The 26,076-nt window shown below is 29.3% G+C and carries 24 protein-coding genes; 17 read left to right on the top strand and 7 right to left on the bottom strand.

The genetic code is table 11. The annotated features are described in order from the left end of the window. Positions 1-244: 244 nt before the first annotated feature. Together PZA12_RS18515 and PZA12_RS18510 are read right to left on the bottom strand one after the other, a co-directional pair. A complete protein-coding gene (locus tag PZA12_RS18515) occupies positions 245-1,435 on the bottom strand; it encodes an MFS transporter (RefSeq protein ID WP_103697958.1) in 1,191 nt (396 codons plus the stop codon). A 243-nt stretch (positions 1,436-1,678) separates the two neighbouring features. After that, complete coding sequence (locus PZA12_RS18510; protein WP_181005983.1) at positions 1,679-1,822, bottom strand: hypothetical protein; 144 nt, start codon at positions 1,820-1,822, stop codon at positions 1,679-1,681. Positions 1,823-1,935: 113 nt separating this feature from the next. Between PZA12_RS18510 and PZA12_RS18505 the strand changes: the two genes are divergently transcribed. From PZA12_RS18505 to PZA12_RS18485, 5 genes are all read left to right on the top strand, one after another. Beyond that, positions 1,936-2,823 (top strand): LysR family transcriptional regulator, encoded by an 888-nt coding sequence (locus PZA12_RS18505; protein ID WP_103697959.1) that lies wholly within the window; start codon positions 1,936-1,938, stop codon positions 2,821-2,823. Positions 2,824-3,229: 406 nt separating this feature from the next. Beyond that, a complete protein-coding gene (locus PZA12_RS18500) occupies positions 3,230-3,667 on the top strand; it encodes a MarR family winged helix-turn-helix transcriptional regulator (protein ID WP_103697960.1) in 438 nt (145 codons plus the stop codon). Positions 3,668-3,751: 84 nt separating this feature from the next. After that, the gene (locus PZA12_RS18495) at positions 3,752-5,113 is read left to right on the top strand and encodes an MATE family efflux transporter (protein WP_103697961.1); all 1,362 of its coding nucleotides are present in this window, start codon (positions 3,752-3,754) and stop codon (positions 5,111-5,113) included. Positions 5,114-5,525: 412 nt separating this feature from the next. Then, positions 5,526-6,707, top strand: coding sequence for a cation diffusion facilitator family transporter (locus tag PZA12_RS18490; protein WP_103697962.1), 1,182 nt, complete (start codon positions 5,526-5,528; stop codon positions 6,705-6,707). A gap of 296 nt (positions 6,708-7,003) precedes the next feature. Continuing rightward, on the top strand, positions 7,004-8,215 hold the full coding sequence (locus PZA12_RS18485) for an NAD(P)/FAD-dependent oxidoreductase (RefSeq protein WP_103697963.1): 1,212 nt from the start codon (positions 7,004-7,006) through the stop codon (positions 8,213-8,215). A gap of 548 nt (positions 8,216-8,763) precedes the next feature. Here PZA12_RS18485 and PZA12_RS18480 read toward each other — a convergent pair. Next, on the bottom strand, positions 8,764-9,186 hold the full coding sequence (locus tag PZA12_RS18480; RefSeq protein WP_077853734.1) for a MerR family transcriptional regulator: 423 nt from the start codon (positions 9,184-9,186) through the stop codon (positions 8,764-8,766). 227 nt (positions 9,187-9,413) lie between these two features. Here PZA12_RS18480 and PZA12_RS18475 point away from each other — a divergent pair, with 227 nt between their 5' ends. Together PZA12_RS18475 and PZA12_RS18470 are read left to right on the top strand one after the other, a co-directional pair. After that, positions 9,414-10,178: an SDR family NAD(P)-dependent oxidoreductase gene (locus PZA12_RS18475; protein ID WP_103697964.1), complete on the top strand. Its 765-nt coding sequence runs from the start codon at positions 9,414-9,416 to the stop codon at positions 10,176-10,178. Between the two features lie 603 nt (positions 10,179-10,781). Next, positions 10,782-11,138 (top strand): hypothetical protein, encoded by a 357-nt coding sequence (locus tag PZA12_RS18470; protein ID WP_103697965.1) that lies wholly within the window; start codon positions 10,782-10,784, stop codon positions 11,136-11,138. 491 nt (positions 11,139-11,629) lie between these two features. On the opposite strand, the gene PZA12_RS18465 is transcribed toward PZA12_RS18470, so the two are convergent. Next, positions 11,630-12,520: a LysR family transcriptional regulator gene (locus PZA12_RS18465; RefSeq protein WP_103697966.1), complete on the bottom strand. Its 891-nt coding sequence runs from the start codon at positions 12,518-12,520 to the stop codon at positions 11,630-11,632. Positions 12,521-12,758: 238 nt separating this feature from the next. Between PZA12_RS18465 and PZA12_RS18460 the strand changes: the two genes are divergently transcribed. The 6 genes from PZA12_RS18460 (at position 12,759) to PZA12_RS18435 (ending at position 19,174) form a co-directional block, all read left to right on the top strand. Next, positions 12,759-13,937, top strand: coding sequence for an acetyl-CoA C-acetyltransferase (locus PZA12_RS18460; RefSeq protein ID WP_103697967.1), 1,179 nt, complete (start codon positions 12,759-12,761; stop codon positions 13,935-13,937). A gap of 192 nt (positions 13,938-14,129) precedes the next feature. Further along, entirely contained in the window at positions 14,130-15,161 is a 1,032-nt protein-coding gene (locus PZA12_RS18455) for an epoxyqueuosine reductase (protein WP_103697968.1), read from the top strand. Positions 15,162-15,643: 482 nt separating this feature from the next. After that, positions 15,644-16,132, top strand: coding sequence for a helix-turn-helix domain-containing protein (locus PZA12_RS18450; RefSeq protein ID WP_012059798.1), 489 nt, complete (start codon positions 15,644-15,646; stop codon positions 16,130-16,132). 15 nt (positions 16,133-16,147) lie between these two features. Next, entirely contained in the window at positions 16,148-16,510 is a 363-nt protein-coding gene (locus tag PZA12_RS18445; protein WP_078116745.1) for a DUF4180 domain-containing protein, read from the top strand. Between the two features lie 17 nt (positions 16,511-16,527). Then, positions 16,528-16,713, top strand: coding sequence for a hypothetical protein (locus PZA12_RS18440; protein ID WP_242964548.1), 186 nt, complete (start codon positions 16,528-16,530; stop codon positions 16,711-16,713). A 466-nt stretch (positions 16,714-17,179) separates the two neighbouring features. Next, positions 17,180-19,174: a methyl-accepting chemotaxis protein gene (locus tag PZA12_RS18435; RefSeq protein ID WP_078116744.1), complete on the top strand. Its 1,995-nt coding sequence runs from the start codon at positions 17,180-17,182 to the stop codon at positions 19,172-19,174. A 260-nt stretch (positions 19,175-19,434) separates the two neighbouring features. Here the strand turns inward: PZA12_RS18435 and PZA12_RS18430 are convergent, their stop codons facing one another. Further along, complete coding sequence (locus PZA12_RS18430) at positions 19,435-20,679, bottom strand: DUF4179 domain-containing protein (RefSeq protein WP_103697969.1); 1,245 nt, start codon at positions 20,677-20,679, stop codon at positions 19,435-19,437. 66 nt (positions 20,680-20,745) lie between these two features. Then, the gene (locus tag PZA12_RS18425; RefSeq protein WP_103697970.1) at positions 20,746-22,035 is read right to left on the bottom strand and encodes a DUF4179 domain-containing protein; all 1,290 of its coding nucleotides are present in this window, start codon (positions 22,033-22,035) and stop codon (positions 20,746-20,748) included. 314 nt (positions 22,036-22,349) lie between these two features. Between PZA12_RS18425 and PZA12_RS18420 the strand changes: the two genes are divergently transcribed. Together PZA12_RS18420 and PZA12_RS18415 are read left to right on the top strand one after the other, a co-directional pair. After that, the gene (locus PZA12_RS18420) at positions 22,350-22,931 is read left to right on the top strand and encodes an RNA polymerase sigma factor (protein WP_103697971.1); all 582 of its coding nucleotides are present in this window, start codon (positions 22,350-22,352) and stop codon (positions 22,929-22,931) included. Beyond that, positions 22,924-23,742: a hypothetical protein gene (locus PZA12_RS18415; protein ID WP_103697972.1), complete on the top strand. Its 819-nt coding sequence runs from the start codon at positions 22,924-22,926 to the stop codon at positions 23,740-23,742. Before PZA12_RS18420 ends, PZA12_RS18415 begins: the two co-directional genes overlap by 8 nt. Positions 23,743-23,849: 107 nt before the next feature. Here PZA12_RS18415 and PZA12_RS18410 read toward each other — a convergent pair whose 3' ends face one another. Then, positions 23,850-24,227, bottom strand: coding sequence for a winged helix-turn-helix transcriptional regulator (locus PZA12_RS18410; protein ID WP_242984810.1), 378 nt, complete (start codon positions 24,225-24,227; stop codon positions 23,850-23,852). A 195-nt stretch (positions 24,228-24,422) separates the two neighbouring features. Between PZA12_RS18410 and PZA12_RS18405 the strand changes: the two genes are divergently transcribed. Both PZA12_RS18405 and PZA12_RS18400 read left to right on the top strand, forming a co-directional pair. Beyond that, a complete protein-coding gene (locus tag PZA12_RS18405) occupies positions 24,423-24,986 on the top strand; it encodes a flavodoxin family protein (RefSeq protein WP_103697974.1) in 564 nt (187 codons plus the stop codon). Positions 24,987-25,206: 220 nt separating this feature from the next. Continuing rightward, positions 25,207-25,938, top strand: a complete 732-nt coding sequence (locus PZA12_RS18400; protein ID WP_078116737.1) for a class I SAM-dependent methyltransferase — start codon at positions 25,207-25,209, stop codon at positions 25,936-25,938. Positions 25,939-26,076 lie beyond the last annotated feature (138 nt).

The raw sequence follows: 26,076 nt of genomic DNA, 5'->3' as shown, positions 1-26,076 counted from the left end.
TGGATAATATCACTTACCTATGATACGGAGAACCATATCATAAGTAAAAGATAAATTTATTAGGCTTGGATAATAAAATGGAAAGATAACAGATGTTTTGCTTTCATTATGAATTCCATGACAATCAAAAAATGAACTTAACTATGTCAAGTGGACAAATAAAGATTTATTATTTTAACTGTCTACTTGACATGGTATAGTTCATTTTGCAACAGACTATTCTTTTAGTGTAGTAACTAACAGTCTACTTTTCTGTAGCAAAATAAATTAATGCAATAATTTGAAAAGCTATTCCTATATATAAGGCCGCATTCCAACCACCAACTGCATATGCCCATCCTCCAACAGCTGATCCAATAGCACCACCTACAAAGAAAAAAGCCATATATAATCCATTTAAACGGCTGCGATATTCAGCACCCAAAGAGAAAATAACTCGTTGACCAAGGACAAGATTTGCTGAAACACCCATGTCTAATAAAATAGATGCAATAACCAAAATTAATAATGCTAATGAATAGCCAGTTTGTGCTAATAAACATAACAACAATGAAATAATAACAATAATTAGAGCAATGGCAGTTGAGATCTTAACTAATCCTTTGTCAGCTAACCATCCAGCCACTGGTGATGCTGCAGCTCCTGAAACCCCTACTAGTGCAAATAGAGCAATGCCAGTTTGTGAAAGATGAAAAGCAGGGCTTCTAAGCAGCATGGGAACTGTGGTCCAAAACAGACTATAGGCTCCAAATACACAGGTATGATAAATAGCACGACGGCGTAAAATAGGTGTAGTTTTAACTAGTTTCCACATAGAAGCAAGCAGTATCGGATATTGTGTATTTATCGACGGTTTTCTATAAGGTAATAACTTGTATAATATTAGAATTATAATAAGAACGAATCCTGCAGATAGAAAAAACATTAATCTCCAGCCAAAAAATCCAGCTACAAGACTAGCTACAGGGCGAGCAAGCATAATACCAAGTAATAGTCCACTCATGACATTACCAACTATTCGACCACGTGAGGCTTCTGGTGATACGTGAGCTGCATAAGGAACCAATATCTGAGCAGCTACAGATCCAAGTCCAATGAAAAATGTAGCTATCAAAAATAGTGTTGCAACATTAGATGAAGCTCCAATTATTAAAGCAAAAACAGTTAATAATAATGAAGATACTACTAGCTTTCGGTTTTCCAAAATATCGCCTAAAGGCACGATAAATAATAACCCGATACAATATCCCATTTGCGTCAGCGTAACTACCAATCCTGCCGTACTGGAAGGTAATCCTATATCAGAGCTGATTAATTCAATTAATGGTTGAGCATAGTAAAGGTTAGCAACTATTACACCACATGAAACAGCTAAAAGTAGAATTAGCAAGGTTGAGATACCGCTATTAGTATTCTGATTTTTATTTGTAGTCATTTTCATACACTCCTATATATTTGCTCTTAGAATTATTCAACTTTTATAGAAACAGTTTTTCTAGTGTATAGTAATTTATGAAATTCCTATAAAACAACATAAATGTAATAATGCTAAAAGCTAAAATAATCATGAGACAATCTGCAATTGACAATGTATAATGATGGAAAAGGGCAAAAGCATTAAAAAATAAATTAAAAGAAAGCTTGTGCCTTATTATATAAAATACATTTACAACTAATTTTACTTTTCTAATTTATTATCAGTATTTTTCAAACGTAAGCAAAATACAGAAACTTCGGTATTCTTATGGAATTCTATACAAGAAGAACAATTTCCGTGTCTTTCACAATTTTTGTTTGGACAACTACAATTTTCGTTAATCATAATATCACCTCCAATACTTTTAGTCCTTGATTAACTTTTACAAATTAATTATAATTAACAAATAGATATAAGTAAAATTAATATTAAGTATAGGAGGTATATTAAATTTTTATATGCATATTAATCTTGAACTTTACAGAATTTTTTATATTACTGCACAATTAGGGAGTATATCTAAAGCAGCAAAAGAACTTTTCACATCACAGCCAGCGGTTAGTCAGTCCATAAAATTATTAGAAGAAAAATTAGGAGGACAATTGTTTTATAGAACTCCGAGAGGAGTTTCTCTCACCTTAGAGGGTGAAGTATTGTTTAAATATATAGAACAGGGTTATGGACTTATGCAGACAGCAGAAAGAAAATTTTTAGAATTAAAGAATCTTACTTTAGGCCAAATAAGGATAGCTGCATGCAGTACAACATGCAAATACTATCTTATGAAATATTTAGAAGAATATAGTATTAACTTCCCAAATATAAAAATATATATTAAAGATCAGCCAACATATAAAATAGTTCGGGCCTTAGAGGCTGGTGAAGTAGATATTGGAATCTTAAATATGAATATAGAAAATACAGATTCTCTTAATATTAATAAAGTATTTAAATTGCAAGACTGTTTTGTAGTAGGAGAAAAGTATAAGACTGTTTCTGAAAAAGAAATATCACTAAAAGAAATGCTTGATGGCTATCCTATTATTCTTCCTGAAAAAGGTAGTGATAGAAGAGATTCTATAGATAATTATATTAGTTCATATGGATTAAAAGTATTTCCGCAAATACAGTTAAGCAGTATGGATTTATTAATTGAATTTGCTAAAAAAGGATTAGGAGTTTCATGTGTTGTAGAAGATTATATTCAAAAAGAACTAGAAGAAAAACAATTATATAAGGTTTCTATTAAAGAAAAAATTCCTGAAAGAGTTTTAGGAATAGCAACCCACAAAAATATTCCTATTTCTACAGCAACTGAAGAGTTTATTAAGCTTATTAAAGTGTAATAATTTAGCTTACTGAATTAGGAGTAAATATTTTAAAAATAATAATTATGTATAACTTAAAAAGTGTCTAAAACGGCGATAAAAGCAATAGAAATGGGATTAGATAATGAAGCAATAACTAAGCTTACAGGACTTACATATAAAGAAATAAATATACTTAGAAGAGCGAAAAGTAACTAAAATATGATAACAAATAGGATATTCAAAGAATGGACATCTTATTTTAATAAAAAGGTTATCACTTACCATTGATACGGTGAACCATATCATAAGTAAAAGATAGCATGTAAAAAAAGAAATATTATAAATATAGAAATAATTATAAGAAATAAATATTGACACTTACAACTCTAATTGTTAAACTATAAATAGTTAGAATTCTAAGTGAAGTTTAGGAGGGATTTGAATGACTAAGTCTGGATACTCTGTAGAAACACCATATTCACAATTAATTAGAAGCATTGCGATAAAAATGAAACTCAGTTCTGATGAAAAAGTCAAAAAGTTAGGATTGAATTCTCAACAAGGACGCATGATAGGTTATATTTATGAACATCAAGACAGTGGTATTATTCAAAAAGATTTGGCAAAAGTCTTTCAACGTACAGAAGCAAGTATTACAAGTATGCTGCAAGGATTAGAGAAGAAAGGATATATTGAAAGAAGAATTCCTAAAGAAAATGAGAGACAAAAATATATATATGTATTGCCTAAAGGTGCTGAGCTTATAGAAGATTTTAATAAATTGGTAGTTGAGGCAGAGGAAAATATTTTTGCAAACTTGACGGAACAAGAGAAGGAAACTTTGTTAGCTTTGTTATTGAAAGTAGATAGAAATCTATAAGTTATTAATATAATAACTTATAACTAAAAACTTAGAATTCTAAGAATATGAATTCTAATAAAACTTATTATGGAGGATGAAATTATGAAACAAAAATTTTCAAACGAATATTATCTAGAAAGTGCACCGATTACTAAGGCAATTGCACATTTATCTATTCCTATGATGATCGGTATGTCAGTAGGTACAATATATAACGTTATTAATGCTTTTTTTATTGGACTATTAAACAATACAGATATGTTAACTGCTATCACTTTAGGACTACCAATCTTCACTATACTAATGGCTTTTGGAAATATGTTAGGGGCAGGAGGCGGAACATTTATAACCCGTCTTATTGCTAAACAAGATAAAGAGAAAGCTAAGAAGATAGCTGGATATTCTTTTTATAGTAGTATTATTATAGGAATTTTGCTTGGAATAATTGCCATGATAGCACTTAATCCTATTGTTAAGATTTTGGGGGCAGATACTTCTGCTATTATTAATTATACAAAAAGTTATTCTTTAACTATGTTTATTGGTGGTTTTGCAATTATAATGAACTTCGCATTGGAGCAAGTTGTGAGAGCAGAAGGAGCATCAAAAGAATCAATGTTCGGAATGGTTGTAAGTACAATTTTTGGTCTTATATTTGACCCATTATTTATACTAGTATTTAGATTTGATGTTGTAGGGGTAGCATTATCAATGATTTTAGCTAATATAGCTTCATCAATTTATTATATTTACTACTTGGAAACAAAAAGTGAGAATTTAAAAGGATTTATTAAGAATTTTAATATTTCTCTTAAAGATAAAATAGAGATATATAAAGTTGGGGTTTCTGAATTGTTCCTAGCTGGTTTTCTAATTATTACAACGCTTCTTTTGAATAATTATTCAATTAGATATGGAGAAAGTGTAGTAGCTAGTTTTGGTATTGCCTTGAGACTTGTACAAGTACCAGAATTTCTTGCAATGGGGCTTGCATTAGGAATTATTCCTTTAATTGCATATAATTTTTCTAATGAAAACTTTAAGAGATTAAAAGACAGTATAAAACAATCAGCTTTATGGATTTTAGGATTATCAGGTGGATTTGTTACTTTAGTTTTTATTTTTAGAAATGTAATTATTCATCTGTTTTCTAATGATTCAGCAGTATTAACTGTTGGAGTTTATATCATGACAGCGATGCTTATTTCCGCATTTTTCAATGGATTTACTACATTATTTACAGGAATTTTTCAAGCATCAGGTCAAGGAATACCATCTACAATTATGGGAATTACACAAGGAATTCTTTTTATTCCTGTCATAATAGTATTGAATAATTTCTATGGATTGCATGGTGTTATATGGTCTATGACCATTACAGAAATAATTACCTTTTTAACTGGAGCGATACTATATATTATTTTTAATAATAAAATAAAAAATAATCAAGTAGTAGCAAACTAGGATTAATAAATATTGTGTCTGTATAACTACCTAGATTTAATAAAGTAAGGTACATGAAAATAAATAACAAGTACGAAATTGCCATGGAAAATACACTGGCAAATGGATTTGTTATTTATTTGATTGTGCATAAATATAATAAGCGAGTAAGGAAAATGGAGTATCAACTTATTACTAATACGCTGAACCGTACTATAAATAAATGAGCTTTTTTGCCGATAATTTGCTCTAAATATATAATAAGCAGCTCATTAGCATATGAGCTGTTTATTATACTGTATAAGGAATTTTATGGTATAATATTTAATAATACGCTGAATTATTGAGTAAGTTTATAGTGTTAATTTATTGATTAAACGCATATATAAACATACGTGGAATAAATAAGATAAAACGGTGGAAGGCGAAATATATGAAATCTATTTTTGATTTTTTAATAAGAAAATTTGTTAAAGACCACAAAAATGTAAATTCCCAATCAGTAAGGCAATCTTACGGGACTCTTGGAGGAAATGTCGGGATAATAATAAATTCTTCTATTCTTATTCTAGAAATTGTTATTGGTTTATTTCTAAATAGTATAGCCATTACAGCAGATGCTTTTCATAATCTTACAGATGCATTATCTTCGTTAGTTACAATATTTAGTTTTAAACTTGCAAATCGTCCGGCAGATGATAGGCATCCTTTTGGCTATGGAAGAATAGAGTATATAACTGCGCTTTTATTTTCTGGGGCCATACTTGTAGTAGGATTTGAATTTCTAAGAAGCTCATTTTTGCGTGTTTTACATCCCGTAACTATACCTTTTGATAAAGTAAGTTTTATTTGCATGCTTTGTGCAATACCATTGCAAATTTTTCTTAATAGATTTACAAATTATATAGGTAATGTTATTGATTCATCTGCACTCAAAGCATCAGCATTAGAATCCTTTACTGATATCTTAGTGCTATCTATGGTTACATTTTCTTTGCTTATTACAAAGTTTACAACCTTTCCCATTGATGGATATATAGGATTCATTGTATCTCTTTTTATTCTCCATTCAGGTATAGAACTTGGAAGAGAAATGCTTGGTACTATAATTGGGAAGGCGCCAGAAAAGGAATTTGTTGAAGAGCTAAAAAGCAGCGTAATAAGTTATAAATATATATGCGGAGTACATGATCTTGTAATTCATAATTATGGTCCTGGTAGATATATGGCTTCTTTGCATGCTGAGGTTCCAAGCAATATATCTATTATGGAACTTCATGATGTTATAGATAAGGCTGAGAAGGAAATTGGTAAACGAATGAATGTATATCTTTCAATTCATATGGACCCAATTAATACAGACAGCCCTGAGATTACAGCCTTAAAAGAAGAAGTTTATGAAAAGATTAAAGTAATAAAGGGTATAGTATCTATGCATGATTTTAGAGTTGTTGGAAAAAGTGAAGAAAAAACTATATTATTTGATGTGGTATTGGACAAGACTAGTTTTAAAGATAGCGAAAAAAAGGAACTACAAGCTCAAATACAAGATGTGATATATAATATTAATCCTTCTTATAGGAGTATCATTACTTTCGATAGAGAGTTTTACTAAATGATATACAAAATAAATGCTATAAATAGCCTTAAACATTGATATAAAATGTTTAAGGCTATTTATAATTTTTTGGAGACGATGCTTCTACTCCTCAATGGAGATTACATCTACATAATCTTTATAAAAAACTACCTACTCCATTAAAAAGAGCACATAAACGAGTAATGCTTGAAATATGACTTCTGATGCTTGACGTCATGTGTACTAATTTATTGTTATACATATTAAAAGTATTTTGGCAAATAATAATTTTATTATAATTTAGTTAAAACTTAAGGGAGTAGATAGTTATTATGAATATACAGTATGTGCAGGGAGATTGTTTTTTTAGAAGAATTAATAAACTTAAAAAACAATATGAGTATCTAACAGAAGATATTAATACAGAGGTTATAATAGTTGGAGGGGGAGTTACCGGAGCAATCTTAGGGTATTATTTTACTAAAAATAATATTGATGCTGTTATTCTAGAGAAATCAAGAATAGCTCATGGCAGTACTAGCATAACTACTTCACTTCTTCAATATGAACTCGATAGTAAGGCTATGGAATTAAAAGCCTATACGTCTATAGATAATGTTATAAAGTCATATAAATTAGGAATGAAAGCATTAGATGAAATAGATGAATTTATAAATGAGTACGGAAATACATGCGAGTTTAAGAAAACTGATAGCTTCCTGTATACAGATAAAAAGATTGAGATAAAGGAAATTGAGCAGGAATATAAGATTAGATATGATGCTGGATTTCCGGTAGAATTTATTGATGAAACTAATAATCCTTTTTCTTTTGATGTAAAGGCTGGAGTACTTAGCAAAGGTGGAGGAGCGCAATTTGATCCATATAAATTTACTCATGCACTACTTGATTCAAGTTGTAAAAAAGGATTAAGAGTATATGAAAATTCAGAATTAACATGTATTAATTACACTGAAAATGAAGTTATATCAGAAACAGTGTATGGACATAAAGTTAGAGGTAAAATTTTATTAGTCGCAACAGGATATAATACTGAACTTTTTACAAAAAGAGCATTTGGAATCAAAACCACAGCATTCAATATAGCAACAAAACCAATAGAAAACCTTAGAGAAATCTATAAGGGTGTAGTAATTAGAGATAATGAGGTTCCATACAATTATTTTAGGACTACTAATGACAATCGGATAATAATTGGAGGAAAAGATATAAATTTTATGCCGGACATATTTAATGAGAAATTATGTGAAAAACAATATGATAAATTAGAACAAAGACTTAAAAATTTATTTCCGGACTTGAATATAGAAATAGATTATAGGTATTGTGGAGCATTTGCATCAACACAAGATAATTTAGGCTTTTTAGGAAAGGACCCAAACAATAAAAAATTATGGTATTGCTTAGGCTATGGAGCAAATGGTATTTTATTTGCTATACTGGGTGGAATTATGCTTAGTCAATTGTATTTAGGAACAGCTTCTGAAGATTTGAAACTTTTTCAGGTTAATAGATTTGATTAATGTATATATTTCAATATAAGCCGCCTATGATAATAACTTAGATTGTTTTATATCTGGAAAAAAGAATTATAAGAACTATGTAGCAGAAATTTATATGACTATACAAACTTTTTAATCAGTAAAAAGAGTTTAGAATGATAAAGAGTGAACTATATCATAAGTAAATAAGATTTATAGTCTGAGGTATTTATATGACTTGCTTCGGACTATTTTCATAGGTAAAAATACCGTATCATAAGTAATGTGAAATTAGTATATAACAATTAATAGTTAGCAGAATTTAGCGTATATGTTTTAATAATATCTTCTTGAAAAATTGTAAATAGCTAATTTTAGTAGAAGAAATAATGGTTAGACATTGAATATTTCATCTATTATAATTTTTATAAGGAATTACAACATATTTACACATGAACCACTTTATAACTTATTATATATTTATAGGAGAACAGTTTTAAATACAAATATGCACCATTAAAACTGTTTTCATAGATACATATATAAATATTTAGAGGAAGTATTAGGTTTAAGTAGAACAAGTCTGATTACTATAGTAAGTTATTTTCACGTTTTTCATCATAAAATTTTTTTCTTTCTGCGTTAATAATTTGGACTGAGTCAGGAGATGAATACCTTTCTATTTTAAAATGAATAAGGTCTAAATTTTCATTGAGTTCATTTATTTGATTTAAAATTACTTCTTGATGTTTTAAAAGTAATTCTTTTCGTGAATCTATGGTGCTAGTACCTTCCATGCAGAAATCAATATACTTTTTTATATCTTTAAGTTGCATGCCAGTATTCTTTAAACAGCAAATTGTTCTAAACAGACCTACGTCTGATTCAGTAAAAACTCTGTTTCCTGACTTATTTCTCATGACAAATGGTAGAAGTCCTTCTTTGTCATAAAAACGAATTGTATATATAGAAATTCCAAACATTTTTGATATATCTTTTATTGTATAAGTCAATTTTAAAATCCCCCTTTAAAATTTATAAAAAAAAAAGCTTGACCTAGAGATATCTCTAGGTATTAACATGAGTATAAATCATAGGAAATTAAATTTCAAGTAACTTATACCTTCTTGGATTAACATTAAAACTGATGACTAATACTATCTTTGAAGTATAAGTAGCAGTATAAATAATGAGATATTAATTTCTAAATGGTTAATAAATATTTAAAGGAGAGGTTTTTATGAACCCAAATAATAAAATTGCATTAGTTACAGGTGGAAGTCGTGGAATTGGCAGAAATTCTGCAATAACATTATCTAAAAAAGGAATAGATGTAATTATCACTTACAATAATCAAAAAGAAAAAGCAGATGAAGTTGTAAAAGAAATTGAAGCAAATGGTGGTAAAGCTGCTGCTATTCAGCTTGATGTAAGTAATATATCTTCCTTTGATTCCTTTGCATCTAAGTTATCAGATGTTTTAAAGGATAAATGGAATAGAGAGCAGTTTAATTTTTTAATTAATAATGCTGGGATCTCAAATCACACTCCTATTTTAGAAGTTACAGAAGAGGAATTTGACAAAATAGTTAATATACACTTTAAAGGAGTTTTCTTTTTGACACAAAAACTAATTCCGCTTATTGCTGACAAAGGTGGAATTGTGAACACTTCAACAGGATTAACTCGCTTTACATTCCCAGGTTCTGGACTTTATGCTTCAGCAAAAGGTTCAGTAGAAGTTTTTTCTAGATATTTAGCTGTAGAATTAGGAGCTAGAGGTATAAGAGTGAATACTATAGCGCCTGGAGCTGTTAACACTGAATTTAGTGGAGATACTTATATTAAAAATCCAGGTTTGAAAGATATTGTTGGTTCTCATGCTGCACTCGGAAGAATTGGAGAAGCTTCTGATATTGGAGGTGTTGTCGCTAGTCTATGCACGGATGAAATGGGATGGGTTACAGGTCAACGTATTGAAGCATCTGGCGGTACTTTACTATAATTAAAAGATACTATTCTTGATCAACAAGAGCTTATAAGCTTGCGTTGATTAAGAGTGTATATATGGATTCTTTTTAGGATAAGAAATCCATAGTTACTCCGTTGGCATCTGTTTCGCTAAATACCGATGTAAAAGCTACAGATAATAATACTCTGATTGGACTAAAATCTATATTATGAGATTTTAGATAAAAGGAGTAATATGCGTTGACTAATTTGAAAAGTAAAGTGACGCTGGTAACCTTTCGACACTTGATATTACGGAAGAACAATTTGGCAAATAAACATGCGGAAATATGTTTTAAAACCATATAGTATATAATTCTAGTTGCTTAGGCAACTGGTATCACTATAATTTTATAATAGTTAAAAAATTAGTAGCTATCCATGAGTAATCATTGGGCTACTATTTTTTTGTTTGGAGTGATGAAGTCCAATTTGGGCTAATAACTTGATTGATAGTCATTGTTATAGATGGTAAATTCGTGAATTAACAGTAGATTGGATATACTCTAATTTCATTACTACATTTGATAAATAGCATGGGGTTTAATTAAATTTATGGTATTATATAGTATATGAGAAAATATTGGAGGAAATAAAATTGAAAAATATTATTATCATCGCCAAAGTAATAGTAGGGGCTAGACCAAATCCCTTTGGAATGGATGGAGGATTAAATATTTTTAAAAAATCTCTTTCTGAAACTCTGAAAGAAAAGTTAAATCAAAAATTGAAAGAAAAAAATATGGATTATAAAGTTCATGTTGATTCTACATATGATGACCTAAAAAATTTAATTCAGGATGAAGATACATTACTCTTAATATCTCCATATATAAAAGACAAGGTCGATATAGATGATATAAGTAAAAATAATTATTATATATTAAGCGAAAACAATTTTAATGATGGATATGTAGAAGATATTATTACCTACCTAGAAAATAAAAAACGTTGAATGGTAAATTAGGTCGACTATTAATAATGATAGGCTCAATTTAGGAGCAGTATCTCAAGGATCTAAATATATAGTAGAAGAAAAATATAAAATTTGTAAGAATCAAAAAATCCATGCGCAGTTTAAGTGTGACCTAAGTGATAAAATGAACAAATAAACCCACCAGAAAAGTCATATATTCTGATGGGTAAAATTTTATATAGAAATATAGATATCTAAACCAAAAGATATACTTTAATATTTGTGGATCCTACTAGAAATTATATACATGTTTGTGAAAGCGGCATTTGAAATTGAGTTGTGATTGGTTCTTAGTTGAAGGTTGTTCCATTTTCTGCTTGTCCCAAACTTGTTTTTGGAGCATGCAGAAATGGGTTCAACCTTCAACTTAGAACTATCCAGCGAAAATTTCATTAGTCCGCTGGAACAAATTTGTATCTAATTTCGGTTTTGCCACACATAAATATAATTTTAAAGCTGGATATCTATAGTTATTGAATATTAAAATCTTTTCTCACCAATTCAATAAATAAAGACATTGCAGGACTGATCCACTTATTCTTGTGATAAGCATATATTGCCGTGATTTTAGCATTTAAGTCGCCTGCTTTGAGCTCTTTTAATTTACCATTTTCAAGCTCCTCCTCTATTGTAAAACGAGGTAAAAACGAAATTCCAAGATTACTTGCAACACATTTTTTTATCGCCTCAATGCTGCCAAGTTCGATTGTGTTATCTAGGAATATATTTTTATCAAAAAAATAACTTTCAAGTATTTTTCGATAAATTGATTCAACTTCATTGATGATAAGGCTTGTATTTATTTTTTGGTTAGGCGTGCTGAAATCTAATTTTTCTTGTTCAAATTGCGGTGAGCATACTAAAGCTACATCAAAATCAGAAAGCTTCACAGCATTTAAACTTTCATTTTTACTTCCCACATTATACATCAAGCCAAGGTCTATTTCACCACTGGCTAACATATTTTTTATGTCATAGCAATTTAGCGCAACCATAGAAAGTCTTACATTAGGGGCTTTTTCCTTAAACATAGCTAATACATTTTGTAATTTATAAGACATTAAAGATTCTGCAACGGCAATTTTTAATTCTCCTGTGATGTTATCGCCATATTTACCAATGCTTTCAATCTTTTTCACTGTATTAAGCAATTCATCGGCGTATGGTATTAATTCTTTTCCTAAAGGAGTTAATACCATATTACGTCCAATTTTTTCGAATAATTTTATTGAGAGCTCCTGCTCTAGCTGCTGAATTTGTGAGGTAACAGTAGATTGAGTATACCCTAATTTCATCGCTGCATTTGAAAAATTACCTTCTTCTATAATACTTTTAAAAGTTTTGAAATGTCTTATATCCATTAATTTCACTCCGATCTTTATGTTAATTCAATAATATATCGAAAAAATCGAATTGTCAATTGGAATATATCAATTTTACAAATATATAATCATCTGATAATATAAAGTCATAGAGCAGCTGCAAATTAAACTATTAAGTTTTATGAACATTCTTAAATAATTAATGCGAATAAATTTTTTATATCAAAATTTGTTAAAAAAATAACAAGTAAACTTTTCAATATGGGAGGAATACGAAATGAAAGATGTAGTAATAGTAAGTGCGGTAAGAACTGCAATAGGAGCTTATGGAAAGACTTTAAAAGATGTACCAGCAGTTGAATTAGGTGCAATAGTAATAAAAGAAGCTGTTAAAAGAGCAAATATTAAACCAGAGGAAATTAATGAAGTTATCTTTGGAAATGTGCTTCAAGCAGGCCTTGGACAAAACCCAGCAAGGCAAGCAGCTGTGAAAGCTGGACTACCTGTAGAAATACCTGCATTTACAATTAATAAGGTTTGTGGTTCAGGATTAAGAGCTATAAGTTTAGCAGCTCAAATTATAAAAGCTGGTGATGCTGATGCTATCGTAGTAGGTGGTATGGAAAACATGTCTAGTGCACCATTTTTACTTGATAATGCAAGATGGGGACAAAGAATGGGACATGGAGAATTCATTGATGAAATGATAAAAGATGGTTTATGGGATGCATTCAATGACTATCATATGGGAGTAACTGCAGAAAACGTGGCTGAGAAATGGAATGTAACAAGAGAAGAACAAGACGAATTTTCACTTTTATCACAACAAAAAGCTGAAAAGGCTATCAAGAGTGGAGAATTCAAAGATGAAATAGTTCCTGTAGTAATTAAAACTAAAAAAGGTGAAATAATATTTGACCAAGATGAATTCCCTAGGTTCGGTAATACTATAGAAGCATTAAAAAAACTTAAACCTATTTTTAAAGAAAATGGTACAGTTACAGCAGGAAATGCATCTGGATTAAATGATGGAGCAGCAGCGTTAGTAATTATGAGTGCGGATAAAGCTAAAGCTCTAGGAATAAAACCACTTGCTAAAATAACTTCTTATGGATCAGCAGGATTAGATCCAGCAATAATGGGGTATGGTGCATTTTATGCAACAAAAGCTGCCTTAGATAAAATAAATTTAAAAGCTGAGGATTTAGATTTAATAGAAGCAAATGAAGCTTATGCATCACAAAGTATAGCAATAGCTAGAGATTTAAACTTAGACATGAATAAAGTAAATGTTAATGGGGGAACCATAGCTCTTGGACATCCTATTGGTGCATCTGGAGCACGTATTTTAGTAACTTTGCTACATGCTATGGAAAAAAGAGATGCAAAAAAAGGACTTGCAACATTATGCATTGGTGGAGGTCAAGGGACTGCCTTAATAGTTGAAAGAGAATAATTATAATCATTAATTAGGATATGTGAAATAAATAACAATAACAATCAAGCATACTATATATGTTGCAATAATAAACTTACATTTATTATTCTAGTAAACAAAGAGCTCAATAAAGGGTTAAATACAGAAATTCAATTGCAACATATATAATTTATTATCTTTTTACCTAACCTAAGAAAGGGTGTAGAGAAAATGACTTTATTAGCAGATAAAATAAAAAGTGCAGCATTAAATTTAGGATATGAAAAGTGTGGAATCATTAAAATATCTGATATAGATGGCTATAAAGAAAGACTTGATGAACGGGTTGAACGTGTTCCAGAGTCCAAAGGTTTTTATCAAGGTCAATATCGTTTTACACAATTGCAAGATACTTATCCTTGGGCAAAATCAATTGTAATATGTGTGAGAAGATATGGCAAATATCATATTCCAGAACATTTAAAAGGCATGATTGCAAAATACTATTTGGTTGATGCAAGAAAAGATAAGAATTCTAAAGATTTTCAAGACAGTGTAAAATTTGAAGAATATATGCAAGAGTTAGGGCTTAGAGCAGAAACTGAAAGAGGTTTTGGACTTGTGCCACTACGCTTTGCAGCTATGAAAGCTGGACTTGGAATAGTTCGAAAGAATAATTTCTTTTATACTGAAAATGGCTCATCAGTGTATTTGGATGCATGGCTTATTGATAAGGAATTAGAAGCAGTAGAAATACCAAATGTAAGACCTTGTTCCGATAAATGCAATCTATGCATGAAGGCATGCCCTTCAGCTTCATTATCAAAACCATATACAATGAATCCTATAGCATGTGTATCTTGTATAACTACATTTATGGGAAGAGATATGATTAATGAAAAATATAGAGAAGAAATAGGAAATTGGGTTTATGGTTGTGATGCCTGCCAAGATGCATGCCCTATGAATAAAAATCGTTGGCAGGAAACAGAAGAATTTCCTAATCTGCAGGAATTAAGTGAACAAATATCTCTAGAAAAAATAATCAAAATGGATTATAAATTTTTAGAAGAAGTTATGCAGCCTAAGTTTTGGTATATAGATAAATCAAGTGTTTGGAAATGGAAAGTTAATGCTATCAATGTAATGGTAAATGACTATAAAGAGCAATATAAAGAACATATACTGTATGCTTGTAATGATAGTAATCCAAAGGTACGAGAAATGGCAGAGTGGGCAATTGAAAAATTGAACTTAAAATAATTTTTTAAAACCAAAGAAGTTATTTAATGATGGTCGCTTACGCTGTGACTACTCAATAAGTGTGCACAAGTTAAGTTTACTTTATAAATTGCAATTTAATAATATATTTAAGTAATGGAGGAGAACCAAGTCCGGATTATGGATGTGGTTCTCCTTCTTATTATCTTGTTTATGCAAGAAAGTTTATGATAAATGTTGTGAATATAAAGATTTATATAATATTTTGCAAAACTAATTCTTCATCATAATTCTAAGAATATTACAAGAATTTTAGCCGTAATTGTGGAATGTGCATTGTGAATTGTAGTATATATAGATTTTACTAAATCGTAGTTAAGAAAAGGCATGAACGTAGTGAGATTTTTATATCATGGCTCAATAAAATACAATAAAGTATAACAAAGTACAATAAAGTGCTTGACGTAAGTAAAAAGAATTATTATAATTTGACCATAGATCAATTTTGAAAGGGTAGATTTTTTATGGAGAATCAATTTTATACAATAGATAAAGTAGCAGAAATATTAGGCATGCATCACAAAACTATTAGAAAGTTTATAACAGAAGGAAAACTTGCTGCAAGTAAAGTGGGAAAGCAATGGAGAATTTCTGGTCATGATTTAAGTCTTTTTATGGAAAAGAATAATGTTAATATAAATAATAAAAAAACTAGTGATGAATCAAGTATTGATTTTCTTACTAATGGAGAAGTTAAAGAAGCAGAAAAACAAAAAATAAATGTATCTACTGTTGTTGATATAAATGATGTGGATAAAGAACAATACTTTAGAATATCAAATACGCTTATAGCAGTAATGAATTGTAAAGACCCCAAAATGGGGAAATCAACAATTAATATGAAATATGATGAAAAAGAAAACAGGCTAAGGGTTTTATTATGGGGGAATGTAAGCTTCATTGAAGAAATGCTAAAATCTATTTCTATGCTTGTGGAACAAACTAATATATAGAGGGGAGTGAATATTTTGAATTATAAAGTGGTAAATAAAAATAATGTTAAATATATAGAATTTGCTTCTGAAGTATGGAAACTTTCTTCAGAGCAAGATGTGGTGGATTGTATATCTATTTGTATGGAAAATGACGTTTATACAATTATGTTTCATTCAAATGTATTATCTGAAGATTTTTTCAATCTTAAGACTAGACTCGCAGGTATGGCGTTGCAAAAATTTATAAATTATCACGTGAAAGTCGCAGTTATTATAGAAAATGAAGAAAAACTTAATGATAGATTTAAAGAAATGATCATGGAATCTAACAAAGGAAACAATTTTAGAACTTTTAAGGATATTGCAGAAGCTGAAAGTTGGATTTCGAAATTATGATACTAAGGAGAAAATAGATGGAGATGGGTAAAGTATTTAAAACAAATGAAGGAAAAAATGATGTTATAAAATTTTATGATAAATTCCTTCAAAAATTGGCACTATCATATGAAAAGTTTTATGTAGATACGAGATATGGAAAGACGTTTATTATAGCTAGCGGTGAAAAAAGTAAAGATAGGCAAAAAGGCTCGGGGATTTAAACCTGGAGTCTTTTTTTTATCCTATAATAATCAAAATTTGCTATAGGGTTGAGCTAATAATAGTTGTTATGTTTTTAATGAACATAAAATTCTAATAGAAATAAGATTATTAAAGAACAAATATAAATTGATGGATAAGGTTTGTAATTAAATGAAAACAGTAATGATGAATTTTATTAAAAGATAATAAGAAATCTTAGGCTGGCTGCGGAATATTTAAAGAAATATGACTTATGGGAGCAAATTCGACCATGTATAGAGATGCTTTTTCAATAATATAGAGAATAGCTTTAAAATAACAAAATATTTCATGAAAACCAATGATAATAATAATACGAATTTTGATGAAAAGATGGTATAATAATATTATTAGGTCAAAAAATGTATAAAATATGAATTTAGGATCGATATTAAAGAGGATTAATCATCTTAAGTTCAAGTATTAATTATATTAAAGGGGGATATTATGAGAAGTATAAAAACAAAATTAACAGTATTCTTTGGGCTGATAATAGGAATTGCATGTATTGGATTAGGCATAGTTTCTGTTATAAGCGCATTAAATGGATTAAAGTCAAATTTAAATAAGACTTTACCTAGAATTGCAGAGCAGACTGCAAGTAATATTCAAGGAAGAATTGAGGGAGAATTAAATTCACTAGAGGCTATTGCTGCAAGGCCAGATATAAATAATCCTAATAGCTTATTACAAGACAAAGTATCGATTCTTTCAGGTGAAGTTAAGAGGACTGGCTGCAATAGACTAAGTTATATAGATAAAGATGGAAATCTTATAAATACATTGGGATTAACAGCCAATGTAAAAGACAGAGACTATTTTAAGAAAGCTATGAGTGGTACAAGGAGTGTATCAGATCCATTAATAAATAAAACTGATGGAACTCTTCTAGTTATATATGCAGTTCCTATTAAATACAATAATGAGATTGTAGGAGTATTAGCTGAATCACAAGATGGTAACGACTTAAGTGATTTAACAGATCAAGTTAAGTTTGGGCAAACAGGAGCTTCATTTATGATAAATAACAGTGGAGTGGTAATAGCCCATAAAAATAGGGATTTAGTTACTCAAATGTATAATGGAATTGAGGCAGCAGAAAAGGATGCTAATTTACAGGGGTTAGCAAATATTGAAAAGAAAATGATCTCTGGAGAAACAGGGTTGGGCGAATATCAATATGAAGGTGTAGATAAGTTTGTAAGTTATGCTCCAGTAAAAGAAACTAATTGGTCTGTAGCAGTTACAATAGCAAGAAATGAAATATTATCAGAATTAAGCACTTTGGAAATTTCAGTTGCATTATCATCCATAGTATTCATATTAATTGGACTTGGTATAATATACATAATTTCAAATAGTATATCTAAGGGAATAAAGTCTACATCAAAGCACATGGAATTACTAGCGGAAGGTAATCTATGTGAAGAAGTTTCTAATAGGTATTTGAATTCAAAAGATGAAATCGGTGCTATGACTAATGCAATGAAATCAATGCAAGAATCTTTAGGAATAATGATTAAAAAAATAAAAGAAAATTCTTCCAATATTAATTCACAATCAGAAAATCTAGCATCGATATCAGAAGAGATAGCAAGCGTATCACATAATGTTGCAGAAGCAATATCTGAAGTTGCGAAAGGGACAAGTAATCAATCTGAAGAGTTAATAAATATAACAGATATTCTTGATGAATTTAGTAATAAGTTATCGAGAATGGTTAAAGAGATACAAGTTGTAGATTCGAATTCTAGAGAAATAAGTTTAATGGCAAATGATAGCAGTAGCGAAATGAAAGGATTAAATCAATCAGTAATAAATGTGAGTAATTCATTTAAAGAGTTTTATAGTAAAGTTATATCACTTGGAAAAGACATAAATGAAATAAATGAGATTACAAGCCTTATAAATAGTATTGCAGAACAAACAGATTTATTGGCACTAAATGCTGCTATTGAAGCAGCTAGGGCAGGAGAAGCAGGAAGAGGATTTTCAGTAGTTGCTGATGAAATAAGAAAGCTTGCTGAACAATCAAAAGAATCATCTGAAAATATTAGTAAATTAATAAGTTTAATATCTAATAATGCTGATATCATAGTTCAAGAATCGACCACTATGGATGATGAAATGAGAAATCAAGGTAAAATTATAGATAATTCAATAGCATCTTTCAAGAAAATAATACAAGCAGTGGATGAAGTAATTCCTAAAATTGAAACAGTTAAAAGTTCTGCTGATAATATAGAAAATGATAAGAATGCCATTTTAAATAGAATAAATGGATTATCTTCAATTTCAGTAGAAGTCTCGGCATCAGCAGAAGAAATTTCAGCATCATCAGAGGAAGTGAATGCTTCAACAGAAGAAGTATCTTCTTCTGCACAAATGCTTAGTGATATGACTAATGAAATGATAGAGGAAGCAAATAAATTTAAAGTTTAGAATAAAGAATTCTAATGGGATATGATGGAATATGAATTTGAGAAATGTATTTCTAAAGTTTTAAACACTTTGTTTATGGAATGAATCATTAAGATGTTCTTGAGTCTCTTAAATTAATAGACACAAGAAATTATGTATTTAATAATAATTTAAGATTCTTAATAAAATGAAGCCTCACTATAAATTAGATATCTATAGTGAGGCTTCATTTGTTTAAATAAATATCAGGTATCTAGATTTAGACTATAACTTTGATATATTTATTTAGATAATTGAATCTCATCCCCAACAGTATATGCATTAATTAAACTTATAGTTGGATCATAGTCTATTTGAGTATTTACATCTTTTTTTACATTACTAAATTCTACAATATAACCCAAAGAATCATTTGGGTCCTTAGAGAAAGTAGTGCGTTCGTTACCGTCGTAATAATCATGATCATAATAATCTTTTTTACTATTCTCATGTTTATAATCCATAAACAAACTACTTGCAAGTAATAAACTTTCTTTTTCATTTACGCCTTTTAGATAAACTTTTACGCTATTATCGTCTCTTTGAATATTATAGATTTCGCCTTTACTTCCATCAGAAAAATCAAAAGTCTTGGCATAACTTACATTATTGATAGTCTGCATGTCTTTATCATTATGTTCTTCTTTATATAAGTTTTTTTGATCCTTTGAGTTAATAGTAAAACTTATAGGGATTAAGCTTATAGCTGTTTGATCTTTGATCTTTTCATAAGTTGCTCCTTCTGCGTCATAAGTAGTTACCATTGACCTGTCATTTTCATCACTGCCAGATGAATAGCTATTAGAATGTCTCAACAAATACATTTTATCTCCAGCTTTTAAGATAAAGGAATGTTCTGTTAATACATCATTATTCCTCATTAAAGAAGTTTCTTCCGGTTCACTGAAAGAAAGATGAGTCCCCAAAATATCGGATTCTAACTTATTAAATGTAGAATTAAATTGAGGAATTTTAATTGAATAATCCTTTTCCATTGAATTTTTTAATGAGTCTGAAAAATCAACGTTTGCATCTAATCCAACATTAACCTTGTATTTTTGCATTACTACATCAATTCTTAAAGGGCCTTTTTCAGGTAATACAGATTTATTCAATCTATATTCAATGGTTATAACTAATGTCTTGTCATCTGTATGTATAAATGACGTACTTCCACCATTAAATTTATTGTCACCATAATTTAATAAAACATTTGTTTCTTCTCTGTCATCTTTATCAAAAGGCGTTGGGGTTTGTATTGTGATTGTAGCTTTGAGGTCATTTTTTGTTCCAACAACACTGTTTAGAGTTATCTTGACTCCATTTTGCTCAACAGAATTGTTATTTCCAATTAATCCAGAGTTAACTGCATAGGATGATTGAGCTTGTACATTATCAACAGCAAAGGCAGGCATTTGAATAAGGCCAACAATTAAAGCAGCCCCCAGTATGGAGCTTAATAGCCTATTTGTTTTTTTGTTTATCATAAAATCTCCTCACTTTAATAATTTTTTATATTGATACAATTTTCCATAAACTTAATATAGGGTTCATTAATTTGATAGTTTTATTTCATCACCCATTTTGTACATACTAATTTCTTTTAGCATATAACTAATATTTAAAGTAGCAGCTTTATCCTTATCAACATTATCAAATTCTACAATGTAGCCAAGAGAATCTTTTGGATCTTTATAAAAACTTACAAATCTATTGTAATGATAAATAGTAGCATCCTTTTGTCCTTTAACATGATTATAGTTCAAAGAAATATTGCTTGCTATAATTAAACTTTCTAACTCAGAATGTCCTTTGCAATATACCTTTACACTATTATCATTTCTTTCAACATTGTATATTGTGCCTTTCAATCCGCTAGAAGAGCTGAACTCTTTTTCGTAGCTTAAGTTGTTTGCAGAGTCGGTGGTAGTGTTTTTATTACTATTATTGGATATTATATCAGAGTCATCCATTGACACTTTATAAAGCATTGAAATTACACTAATATCCTTTCCGTTTTTAATATTATCATAAGTTGGCAATTTAGATGAATAATGTCCAATAATTGTTCCGTCGTCTCCAATGCTATCGCCCCTAGAATCTAATTTATAAAAATTGTTGTCAACTTTTAATAATATTTGTGAATCCCAAAAATCATTATTGTCATCAATGTTATGTCCACTGTGTTTAGGTCGAGTATAACTTACGGTTGTCCCCATAGAATCTGAATCTAATTGTTTTAAAGTATAATTAATTTCAGGTATTGTGCCTGTAATATCTTTAGTAAATACTTTATTAATAGAATTAGTGAAATCTACAGGTACATCCATGCCAATATTAACTTTATAATTTGAAAGTACTACATCAACTCTTAAGTTTCCACTTTCAGGATATTCACCTTCATAATTATTCTTTTCTAAGGTTAAAAACATAGTTTTATCATCTGCATATTGTCTAGAAGAGGTAGAGCTAAAGCCGTAATCTTTGTCACCATATGATACTTCAAAAAGCGAATTATTATGTTCAATTGCTTTAGGATCAGTAATTCCTTCAATTTTAAGAGTTACTTTTAAATTATGTTTTGTGGCTAGTGCACTATTAACAGTCACCTTAATTCCATTTTCTTCTGAACTTTTATTTATAGCTATAGAATAATCTTTAATTGGTGTGGCTGTATTATCTGTATAAGTAGCACTAGCACTAGTGGTTGTAGCAGTAGCAGGCGCCATTGCTGCTATAGTATCATCAGCAAAAGCTGATGTATAAGTTATACCGGAAGCTAACATAAATGTCATAATCCCCAATATAGGACCAAGAGTTTTAATCAATTTTTTATTTATCATAAAAATATCTATCTCCTTTACTGTAGTTTGTATGTAAAACTTTGTAAGCAATTTTGTCTTCATTGGTATTGTATACCATTTCTTAAAATTTTTCATCTTAAATTTACCATAATTTTTACAATGAGTAACTAGAAAATAATAGATCAGTATGCTAGTCTATTTATTATTTATAGGAGGATATTAATCTTCATAAAATTGTGAATACCAATGGTATAAATTCAAGTGGTAAAAATTTTTTCTAAAAATGAACCAATTAGTAACTTAATGTCTCTAATATATAGATGCATCGATAAGAATCGAAGGGAGAGAGCAAAGTGTCTGAAGAAGAACTTGTCATAAAAATCCAGTCTGGTGATATGAACGCATTAGGTGAACTGTTTGAAATATATAAAAATGAATCATTCAAATACTCATATCTTATTACAGGTAGTAAGTATACAAGTGAAGATATTGTACAAGAAGCATTTATAAGCTGTTACAATAATATAAAAAGTCTTAAAAATCCTGAATTTTTTAAATCATGGTTTTTTAAAATGCTTACTAGAATTGCATGGAGATATGCAAAGAAAGATAAAAAATCACTGCCAGTTGATAATATTTTTGAAAAGGTAGATGAAAAAAGTATTGATACTTCTATAGAGCAATATTTGAGAAAAGAGAAAAATAATAATCTTTATGCAGAAATTGAAAAGCTTGATTTAAAACAAAAAACAGTAATAGTTCTATATTATTTTAATGGTCTTACAGTTAGTGAAATTGCAAAAGTAATGGGGTGCTTTGAAGGAACGGTCAAATCGAGGCTTTATAGTGCAAGAAAAAAATTAAAAAGCAGTTTAATTAAATGTGACGATGAATATAATCATAGAAATTTAAAGAGGGTGGGACTTGATGGATAAAAATTTTGATGAAAATATAGATCAAAAAATTAGAGAAGCCTTAATTCATAAAGCAGATGATGCTTCAGTATCTGAGAATATGTTTTTCAAAATTAGAAATGAAATATTAAAAGAAAAAGATAATAAAGGAGTTTTTACTATGAAACATAAATTCTTAAAGCCAAAGACATTTATAATTGCAGGAATGGTCATTATTGCAACAACTGTAACATGTGTTGCAGCAACTAATCTTTCTGGAATATTTAGTTCATCATCTCATCTAACTGAAATTAAAACTTTTCCAAGTAAAGATAAAGTAAAAGAGTCTGTTGGCTTTACCCCTAAATATGTTGAATCCTTTAATAATGGTTTTAAATTTGATACATTTAATTATGTAAACAATGAAGTTCGTAATCAAAAAGGAGATGCTACTGAAAAATACAAGAGCGCAGATTTTGATTATAAAAAAGATGGTTCTAAAAAAGGACAGATTTTATCTATGTCTGCTGAAAAAACAGATGAGAAATCTTTTTATGGAAGCACACGAAAAAATGCTTCTGAAGTAGAATATAATGGAGTTAAAATCATATATACTAGTAGTCAATACAAATCAGTTCCAGAAGGATATAAACCAACAGACGAAGAAAAAGACTTAGAAGATAAAGGGCTTCTTGAAATTGGATATGGAAGTGAAAAAGATGAAATAAAGGTTAGTCAAGATCAATCAGTCATGTGGTATGAAGATGGACTATCTTATTGCATTATTAATATGGATTATACTGAATTAAGCAAGGATGATATGATTAATATGGCAAAGGAAGTTATAGGATAAAAATAAGCTCCGAGGAATTACACGAAGGGCTTTATTTAGTAAATGTATAAAGATAGGCTACATTGTGGATATAAGTTCCAAAATGTAGCCTGTTTTATTTCAATATATTATTTTGAAATTTCTTTATTCTTTATATAATCATCCCACCAAACTGTTAATTCATAAAGTAATGGCAATAGATTTCTTCCCTTATCAGTTAAAGTGTATTCTACTCTTACAGGCATTTCATTATATTGATTTCTAATAACTAACTCATCATTCTCGAGTTCACGTAATGAATTTGCTAGCATTGTATTTGTTATTCCTGATACGTCTCTTTTTAATTGATTAAAGCGACATACGTCCTTTCTTAGTAACTGCCCTAATATATTCAGTTTCCATTTGCCTCCGATTACTTCCAAAGCATATTTTATAGGGCAATTTTCATTAAAATCTGATTCTCTCAATATATTTAAATATTTCTCTAATTCTTGTTTGCTTGCCATATCTATTCCTCCTAGGTAAGAAAAATAATACCTGATCATTAAATTCTGCGTTCTTGTTAATATAAATTTATTTAAGTACAATAATTATACCAAGTACTTTTATTTGAGTAAATATCAAATGAAGGAGAATAAATATGGTAAGTAGATAGTTAATCTAATTTAAGAAATATTTGTATTTAAAAGGAGAGATATTAAATGTCAAAAGTGGTTATTTTTAATGCTAGTCCAAGAAAGAATGGATATAATTCAAAATTATTAGAACAAGTGGCAAAAGGTGCTGAGTCTAAAGGTGCTGAGATTATAGAATTTAATTTAAACGATACTGGAATTCGTGGATGTCAAAGCTGCTTCTATTGCCGTACTCATGATGGTTGTGCTATCAATGATTATCTTAAACCAATGTATGAGGCTATTAAAGAAGCAGATGCTATTGTATTTGGATCTCCAATCTACTACTATCAAATTACAGGTCAAGCAAAAGTTTGGTTAGACCGTACATTTCCATTGATTGACCATGATGGAAACGCCATTACACCTAGACATCCAGGTAAAAAGGTAGTAACAATATTCACTCAAGCTAATTCAAATCCTGAAGTAGGTGCAGAAGGTATTAAATATGTTACTAATGTCTTCAACACATATGGCTGGAAACTAGAGGATAATATTCACGTTTGTGGAGCTACTCTTGTTCCTGATTCAAAAGCGTTAGAGGAATTTTCTTTAAGAGCATTTAAGGCTGGGGAAAATCTAGTTGGATAGAATCCTAGAAAAATATTATAGATAATAATATAGGAAATCAATATAAAACTTATAAAAAATAAAGCGTAATGAAGATAGAACATTTAGAGATAATTGTTCTATCTTTTTTAATATTTAAACATAAATTATACAGAATTATTTATGAACTTCTCACTATACTAGTATGTTAGATATAATTTAAATAATAAAAAATAACTTAAAATGAAAGGCGTAATTATTTATGGAAAAAAGTAAATATGATGATAAGATCTTTTTTGATAAGTATAGTAAGATGTCAAGGTCGATTTATGGTCTACAAGGGGCAGGAGAGTGGGAAGTATTTAAAAGTATGTTACCCAAATTTGATAATAAAAGAGTATTAGATTTAGGATGTGGATTTGGATGGCATTGTAAATATGCTATTGAAAATAAGGCTAGTGAAGTAATAGGAGTAGATCTATCAGAAAAAATGTTAGAACAGGCTAGAAAAATTAATGCAGATAAGGCTATAAAATATATAAAGTCAAGCATAGAGGAAGTGAAGTTTGAAAGTGAATACTTTGATATTGTAATAAGCTCACTTGCATTTCATTATGTTAAAGATTTTGATAAAGTATGTAAAAGTATATATACTATGTTGAAAAAAAATGGGGATTTTATATTTTCAGTGGAGCACCCTGTATTTACAGCCTATGGAAGTCAACAGTGGCATACTGATGAGAAAGGTAATAAAGTCCATTGGCCAGTAGATAATTATTTTTATGAGGGCATAAGAGAAAGTATTTTTTTAGGTGAATGTGTTACTAAATATCACAAAACCTTAACTACATATATAAATGGCTTATTAAAATGTGGCTTTGTGATAAAAGAAATTATAGAACCTACCCCAACAAATGAAATGTTGAATGAAATTGAGGGTATGAAGGATGAGTTACGTAGACCAATGATGTTGTTAATTTCAGCTAAAAAATAGATAGCATAGATACTGGTTCCAACTTCACTCGGAGTAGGTATGGAGAACTGTATCGTAAATAAAGACGAAAACAGCCCAGAAGCAATATATTATAATGTTTCTGGGCTTCTTTATATTAAGAAATATTAATGATAAGCA

Origin of the sequence: Clostridium beijerinckii, assembly GCF_036699995.1 — a bacterium.
GTDB lineage: Bacteria > Bacillota > Clostridia > Clostridiales > Clostridiaceae > Clostridium > Clostridium helianthi.
This window is presented reverse-complemented; position numbering and strand designations above follow the sequence as displayed.

What these genes read in the sequence shown, in the direction of transcription:
- PZA12_RS18515 (WP_103697958.1), bottom strand. Translation starts at nt 1,435, where the DNA reads ATGACTACAAATAAAAATCAGAATACTAATAGCGGTATCTCAACCTTG.
- PZA12_RS18510 (WP_181005983.1), bottom strand. Translation starts at nt 1,822, where the DNA reads ATGATTAACGAAAATTGTAGTTGTCCAAACAAAAATTGTGAAAGACAC.
- PZA12_RS18505 (WP_103697959.1), top strand. Translation starts at nt 1,936, where the DNA reads ATGCATATTAATCTTGAACTTTACAGAATTTTTTATATTACTGCACAA.
- PZA12_RS18500 (WP_103697960.1), top strand. Translation starts at nt 3,230, where the DNA reads ATGACTAAGTCTGGATACTCTGTAGAAACACCATATTCACAATTAATT.
- PZA12_RS18495 (WP_103697961.1), top strand. Translation starts at nt 3,752, where the DNA reads ATGAAACAAAAATTTTCAAACGAATATTATCTAGAAAGTGCACCGATT.
- PZA12_RS18490 (WP_103697962.1), top strand. Translation starts at nt 5,526, where the DNA reads ATGAAATCTATTTTTGATTTTTTAATAAGAAAATTTGTTAAAGACCAC.
- PZA12_RS18485 (WP_103697963.1), top strand. Translation starts at nt 7,004, where the DNA reads ATGAATATACAGTATGTGCAGGGAGATTGTTTTTTTAGAAGAATTAAT.
- PZA12_RS18475 (WP_103697964.1), top strand. Translation starts at nt 9,414, where the DNA reads ATGAACCCAAATAATAAAATTGCATTAGTTACAGGTGGAAGTCGTGGA.
- PZA12_RS18465 (WP_103697966.1), bottom strand. Translation starts at nt 12,520, where the DNA reads ATGGATATAAGACATTTCAAAACTTTTAAAAGTATTATAGAAGAAGGT.
- PZA12_RS18460 (WP_103697967.1), top strand. Translation starts at nt 12,759, where the DNA reads ATGAAAGATGTAGTAATAGTAAGTGCGGTAAGAACTGCAATAGGAGCT.
- PZA12_RS18455 (WP_103697968.1), top strand. Translation starts at nt 14,130, where the DNA reads ATGACTTTATTAGCAGATAAAATAAAAAGTGCAGCATTAAATTTAGGA.
- PZA12_RS18450 (WP_012059798.1), top strand. Translation starts at nt 15,644, where the DNA reads ATGGAGAATCAATTTTATACAATAGATAAAGTAGCAGAAATATTAGGC.
- PZA12_RS18440 (WP_242964548.1), top strand. Translation starts at nt 16,528, where the DNA reads ATGGAGATGGGTAAAGTATTTAAAACAAATGAAGGAAAAAATGATGTT.
- PZA12_RS18435 (WP_078116744.1), top strand. Translation starts at nt 17,180, where the DNA reads ATGAGAAGTATAAAAACAAAATTAACAGTATTCTTTGGGCTGATAATA.
- PZA12_RS18430 (WP_103697969.1), bottom strand. Translation starts at nt 20,679, where the DNA reads ATGATAAACAAAAAAACAAATAGGCTATTAAGCTCCATACTGGGGGCT.
- PZA12_RS18425 (WP_103697970.1), bottom strand. Translation starts at nt 22,035, where the DNA reads ATGATAAATAAAAAATTGATTAAAACTCTTGGTCCTATATTGGGGATT.
- PZA12_RS18415 (WP_103697972.1), top strand. Translation starts at nt 22,924, where the DNA reads ATGGATAAAAATTTTGATGAAAATATAGATCAAAAAATTAGAGAAGCC.
- PZA12_RS18410 (WP_242984810.1), bottom strand. Translation starts at nt 24,227, where the DNA reads ATGGCAAGCAAACAAGAATTAGAGAAATATTTAAATATATTGAGAGAA.
- PZA12_RS18405 (WP_103697974.1), top strand. Translation starts at nt 24,423, where the DNA reads ATGTCAAAAGTGGTTATTTTTAATGCTAGTCCAAGAAAGAATGGATAT.
- PZA12_RS18400 (WP_078116737.1), top strand. Translation starts at nt 25,207, where the DNA reads ATGGAAAAAAGTAAATATGATGATAAGATCTTTTTTGATAAGTATAGT.